The organism is Streptomyces sp. BE20, assembly GCF_036322525.1.
Taxonomy (GTDB): Bacteria; Actinomycetota; Actinomycetes; order Streptomycetales; family Streptomycetaceae; genus Kitasatospora.
The window spans coordinates 1-702 of record NZ_JAQYWW010000573.1 but is presented as its reverse complement, the minus strand read 5'-3'; the positions used below and the strand labels follow the sequence as shown (position 1 = coordinate 702).

General features: G+C 74.2%; 1 pseudogene. It reads left to right on the top strand.

The annotated features are described in order from the left end of the window. Positions 1–428: 428 nt before the first annotated feature. Positions 429–702: pseudogene (locus tag PUR61_RS10155) on the top strand (isorenieratene synthase); the annotation flags it as partial.

The following is a 702-nucleotide window of genomic DNA, read 5'->3' as shown; positions in this document are numbered from 1 at the left end:
CTGCAGCAACTCGTCACCGCGGGAGCAACCGTCAAGGAAGGGGTGCGCGACGTCGGCGGATCCATCCGCGCCGCATCGGTGACCGATCCGAGCGGATCAGTCATCGGGATCATCGAGAATCCGCACTTCGCGCTCCCGGAAGTCGCCCGGCAGGCCGGCGACGGTCCCGGCCGATAACGCGCCCCCTGGCCAGTGCGGCGTTGCCGAGCCGCCGGAGCACCGCAGCCTGACCGACACCCGCGCGGCCGGCCTGGAGAGCGAATGCGGCTCCAGCCCCGACCGGACTGACGATCTGCTGGACCCCTTGCCAGTCACCTGGCGCCGCAGCCTGCACTGCTCGGATCTCGTCCCCGTGAACACCGGCGCCGCCACCCGCACCCTGCGCACCCGCTGGGTCCTCGACTCACGGCCCAGGCCACCGCGGCCGAATGCACACCGCCACCGCCGTCCGCGCCGTCGCGCCGCGTCCCGACGGCGGCTTCGACCTCGACCTCGACGACGGCGCCGAGGCCTTCGACGCCGTCGTCCTCGCCACCGACCCCGCGGGCCTGCGGACCCTGATGGAGCGGTCCCCCCTGCTCGACGACCACGAGCTGCGGGCCTGCGCCGCCGCCGTGCGCCAGGCTCCGCCCTTCCTCGTCAGCCGCCACTGGATCGACCGGCCTGCCCGCCCCGACCGGGCCGGATTCCTCGGCACGTCCG